At 69.5% G+C, this 5,229-nt stretch carries 3 protein-coding genes; 1 reads left to right on the forward strand and 2 read right to left on the reverse strand.

Annotation, left to right across the window (positions count from 1 at the left end):
- Positions 1-209: 209 nt before the first annotated feature.
- Positions 210-2,099 carry an AMP-dependent synthetase/ligase gene (locus ACFWZ5_RS22590; protein ID WP_384804364.1) on the forward strand — a complete coding sequence of 630 codons (1,890 nt, stop codon included), beginning with the start codon at positions 210-212 and terminating at the stop codon, positions 2,097-2,099.
- 44 nt (positions 2,100-2,143) lie between these two features.
- Here the strand turns inward: ACFWZ5_RS22590 and ACFWZ5_RS22595 are convergent, their stop codons facing one another.
- Positions 2,144-2,728 (reverse strand): two-component system response regulator, encoded by a 585-nt coding sequence (locus ACFWZ5_RS22595; RefSeq protein WP_384804362.1) that lies wholly within the window; start codon positions 2,726-2,728, stop codon positions 2,144-2,146.
- 16 nt (positions 2,729-2,744) lie between these two features.
- Positions 2,745-5,229, reverse strand: a 2,485-nt coding sequence (locus ACFWZ5_RS22600) for an ATP-binding protein (protein ID WP_384891225.1), incomplete at its 5' end; no start/stop codon positions are given.

Consider the following 5,229-nt stretch of genomic DNA (forward strand, 5'->3'; position numbering starts at 1 on the left):
TCCGTACACCGGACGGGCGCTTCTCGTATGCGGATCGCAGGCGGAGACCGGCCGCCGGAGGCCGGGCCCCGCGTGAAGCTACCGCCCCGTTCCGTAGAAAGTGACAGGCAGTAGCCCCTTACGCGGCGGGCTCATGGCCTCTACCCTGATCACTGCTCGGAGGTTACTCGCAAGTTAAACAAGTGCCTGGAGAGGGCCCGGAGGATGTCGTGAGCGACACACAGACCTTGATCGAGAACCGGCCGCCTTCCGTGGCGCACCTCTTCCTTGAGCGGGTGGCTGCCACGCCCGATGCCGAGGCCTACCGCTATCCCGTCCCCGCGGCGTCCGGTCAGGGCCCCGACGACTGGAAGGCGGTCAGCTGGGCGCAGGCGGCCGAGCGGGTCTATGCCGTCGCCGCCGGCCTCATCGATCTCGGCCTGCTCCCGGAGGACCGGGTCGCGCTCGCCTCCGCGACCCGGGTCGAGTGGATCCTCACCGACCTGGGCGTGGTGTGCGCGGGCGCGGCCACGACGACGATCTACCCGCAGACCAACGCCGAGGAGGCCGCGTACATCCTGGCGGACTCCGAGAGCCGGGTGCTGCTCGCCGACAACGTCGAGCAGCTCGCGAAGGCACGGGAGAAGCGGGCGGAGCTGCCCGACCTGAGGCACGTCGTGGTCTTCGACGCCGAGGGTCTCGAGCCCGCGGCGGACGACCCCGAGGGCTGGGTGCTCACGCTCGCGGACCTGGAGGCGCGCGGCGCCGCGTACCTGGAGAAGAACCCGGGGGCGGTCAAGGAGCGGATCGAGGCGATCCAGGCCGATCATCTCGCGACGATCATCTATACGTCGGGGACCACGGGCCGCCCCAAGGGCGTGCGGCTTCCGCACGACAACTGGTCGTACATGGCGAAGGCCATCGCGGCGACCGGGCTGCTCACCGCCGAGGACGTGCAGTACCTGTGGCTGCCGCTCGCGCACGTCTTCGGCAAGGTGCTGACCAGCGGGCAGATCGAGCTCGGGCACGTCACGGCCGTGGACGGCCGCGTCGACAAGATCATCGAGAATCTGCCGGTGGTGCAGCCGACGTACATGGCGTCGGTGCCGCGCATCTTCGAGAAGGTCTACAACGGAGTCGCGGCCAAGGCGCGGGCGGGCGGCGGCGCCAAGCTGAAGATCTTCCTGTGGGCGGCCGAGGTCGCGCGCGAGTACGCGAAGACGAGCCAGGACAACTTCCGCAGGACCGGCGTCGCCTCGGTGCCGTTCGGCCTCGGCGCCAAGCACAAGGTCGCCGACAAGCTCGTGTACGCCAAGCTGCGCGAGGCGTTCGGCGGGCGGCTGCGGGCCGCGATCTCCGGTTCGGCGGCGCTCGCGCCCGAGATCGGCTACTTCTTCGCGGGCGCCGGCATCCACATCCTGGAGGGCTACGGCCTGACCGAGTCCTCCGCGGCCTCCTTCGTGAACCCCGGTGAGGCCTACCGCACCGGCACCGTCGGCAAGCCGCTGCCCGGCACCGAGGTGCGGATCGCGGACGACGGCGAGATCCTGCTGCGCGGCCCCGGCATCATGGAGGGCTACCACAAGCTGCCCGAGAAGACCACGGAGGTCCTGGAGGCCGACGGCTGGTTCCACACCGGCGACATCGGCGAGCTGTCCCCCGACGGCTATCTGCGGATCACCGACCGCAAGAAGGACCTGATCAAGACGTCCGGCGGCAAGTACATCGCGCCCGCCGAGGTCGAGGGCCAGTTCAAGGCGGTGTGTCCGTACGTCTCCAACATCCTGGTGCACGGCGCCGACCGGAACTTCTGCTCCGCGCTCATCGCGCTCGACGAGGCGGCCATCCTCGGCTGGGCGGCGGAGAACGGCCTGGGCGGCAAGTCCTACGCCGACGTGGTGGCCGCGCCCGCGACGGTCGAGCTGATCGAGGGGTACGTCAAGCAGCTCAACGAGGGCCTGCAGCGCTGGCAGACCATCAAGAAGTTCAAGCTGCTCCCGCGCGACCTCGACGTCGAGCACGGCGAGCTGACGCCCAGCCTGAAGCTGAAGCGCCCGGTGGTGGAGCGGGAGTACAAGGGCCTGATCGAGGAGATGTACGCCGGGTCACGCGAGGCCTGACCGGCGCGCACCGCGCGGGCGGGGTGGTCGGCCGCACCGCGCGGTCACCCGCACCGCCCGCGTCGCATGTCCCGCAGCGTCTGCTCCATCTGCACGACGTGGTGGCGCAGTTCGAGGACGTCCGTCAGGCTGCTCGCGGCCATGTGCCGCTCCATGGCCGTGAGTCTGCGGGACAGCTCGTCGAACTGCTCCTGCTCGCGGGCCAGGAGGCGCTCCAGCTGCTGGTTCTTGCGGTGCAGGTCGAGGAAGACGGTGACCTTGGCGCGCAGCACCCAGGGGTCGAAGGGCTTGGTGAGGTAGTCCGCGGCGCCCGTCGCGTAGCCGCGGAAGGCATAGCCCGCGTCGTTGTCGGTGCCCGTCAGGAAGATGATGGGCACGTCCTTCGTCTGGTCGAGGCGCTTGATGTTGGACGCGGTCTCGAAGCCGTCCATGCCGGGCATCCGGACGTCCAGGAGGACCACGGCGAAGCGCTGCCGGAGCAGCGCCTTCATCGCCTCCTCTCCCGAACGGGCGCGCACCAGCGGCTCGTTGAGTGACCCGAGGACGGCTTCGAGGGCCACCAGGTTGTCCTCCATGTCGTCGACGAGGAGGATGCTCGCGCGGTCGCCCGCGGCTGCCTCAGTAGTCATGGTGACGGCGCCTCACTCAGTCGTCGGCCTCTGTCGTCGGCAGGTCGGTCTCTTCGGCTTCTCCGGTCTCACCGGCTGCATCGGCTCCATCGGCTTCGGCGGCTCCATCGGCTTCGGTGACGTCAGCGGCTGCGTCGGCCCCGTCGGGGTCACCGGACCGCCTGGGCCCGGGCGACTCCCCGTCCGGGTCGAGCAGCGCGCAGACCACCGTGAGCAGCTGGTCCACGTCCACCGGCTTCGGCACGTAGTCGGTGGCGCCCTGCGAGATGGCCTTCTCGCGGTCGCCGGGCATGGCCTTGGCGGTGAGGGCCACGATGGGCAGGCCGGTCCAGCGCGGGGAGCGGCGGATCGCGGCGATGGTCTCGTAGCCGTCCATCTCCGGCATCATGATGTCCATCAGGATCAGGTCGGTGTCGGGATTGCGCTCCAGGGTCTCGATGCCCTCGCGGCCGTTCTCCGCGTAAAGGACGACCAGGCCGACGCGGCTGAGGACATGGGTCAGCGCGAACACGTTGCGGATGTCGTCGTCGACGATCAGCACCCGGCGGCCCGGCAGGACGCGGCCCGCGTGTCCCTCCTTCCAGGCTTCGAGCTTGGTCGGCGCGGGCCAGTTGTCGTCGGTCTCGGGCATGCCCTGCACCGTCAGGGCCACCTGCTCGTGCGGTTCGGGCGTGGGCAGGGCGCGCGTGGAGGCGTACGCCACCGCCGCCGCGCCGTGTCCGGGGTGCACCACGGGCACGTACAGCGTGAAGGTGGAGCCCTCGCCGGGGCGGGACTCGGCGGTGATGCGGCCGCCGAGCAGGCCCGCGATCTCGCGGCTGATGGACAGGCCGAGGCCTGTGCCGCCGTACTTGCGGTTGGTGGTGCCGTCGACCTGCTGGAACGCCTCGAAGATCACCGGGAGTTGCTCGGGCGGGATGCCGATGCCGGTGTCGCTGACGGTGAAGCTGATCAGGTCGCCGCGGTCGCTCAGGAGCGGGTCGGGGGAGTTCTTCAGGTGCTGCACGCTCAGCTCGACGCTGCCGTTCGCGGTGAACTTGACCGCGTTGGACAGCAGGTTGCGCAGGATCTGCTGGAGGCGCTGCTCGTCGGTGAACATCTCGCGCGGCACGTCCTGACCGACCGTGACGTCGAAGGCGAGCCCCCGGTCGAGCGTGAGCGGGCGGAACGTGGCGTGCACATAGTCGAGGACCTTGATCAGCGGCAGCTTCTTCGGGCGTACGTCCATCCGCCCGGCCTCGATCTTCGACAGGTCGAGGATGTCGTTGATCAGCTGGAGCAGGTCGGATCCCGAGCGGTGGATCGTGGAGGCGAACTGCACCTCCTGGTCGGAGAGGTTGCCGTCGGGGTTGTCGGAGAGCAGCCGGGCGAGGATGAGCAGCGAGTTCAGCGGGGTGCGCAGCTCGTGCGACATGTTCGCGAGGAACTCCGACTTGTACTGCGAGGACGTGGCGAGCAGCGCCGCCTTCTCCTCCAGCTCGGCGTTGGAGCGGCGCAGCTCGGCCTGCTGGCGCTGGAGCTCGTCGGAGCGCTCCTGGAGCTGGGTGGCGAGCCGCTGGGACTCGCTCAGCAGGGACTCCGTGCGGGAGTTGGCGATGATGGTGTTGATGGCGACGCCGATGGTGTTCACGAACTGGTCGAAGAACGCCAGGTGGACGTCGGAGAAGCGGGAGAACGTGGCGAGCTCGATGACGCCGAGCAGCTTGTCCTCGAAGAGGATCGGGATGATGACGACACTGGCGGGCGACGCGTCCCCGAGCCCCGAGTGGATCTTGATGTAGTCGGGCGGCACCTCGTCCAGGAGGATGCGCTTCTTCTCCAGGGCGGCCTGGCGTACGAGGCCGTGCGCGGGCATCCCGCCGGTGTCGACGAGGAAGCCCTCCTCCTCGGTGGCGCTGCCCTGCGCGGAGCCGTACCCGGCGATGAAGGCGAGGCCCTTGGCGGGCGCGGTCTGCAGCGGCACGGTGCCGTCGGCGTCCGGGTCGGCCAGGAAGAACGCGCCGTACCCGGCGTTCACCAGCGGCGTCAGCTCGCGCAGGATCAGGTCGGCGACCTCCATGAGGTCCCGGTGGCCCTGCATCAGGCCGGCCAGGCGGGCCAGGTTGGACTCCAGCCAGTCCTTGGCACGGGTGGTCTCGCGCAGGTTGGACACCATCAGGTTGATGTTGTCCTTGAGCTCGGCGACCTCGCCGCGCGTCTCGACGGTGATCGAGCGGGACATGTCGCCCTGGGCCACGGCGGAGGCGACCTCGGCGATCGCGCGGACCTGGGTGGTCAGGTTGAGCGCCAGCTCGTTCACGTTCGTCGTCAGGCGCTTCCACGTGCCGTACACGCCCTCGACGCGGGCCTGCCCGCCGAGCTGTCCCTCGGAGCCGACCTCGCGGGCGACGCGGGTCACCTCGGACGAGAACGACGACAGCGTGTCCACCATCGTGTTGATGGTGGTCTTCAGCTCCAGGATCTCGCCGCGCGCCGTCACCGTGATCATCTTGGACAGGTCG

The organism is Streptomyces sp. NPDC059003 (assembly GCF_042740445.1).
Lineage (GTDB): Bacteria > Actinomycetota > Actinomycetes > Streptomycetales > Streptomycetaceae > Streptomyces.

What these genes read in the sequence shown, in the direction of transcription:
- ACFWZ5_RS22595 (WP_384804362.1), bottom strand. Translation starts at nt 2,728, where the DNA reads ATGACTACTGAGGCAGCCGCGGGCGACCGCGCGAGCATCCTCCTCGTC.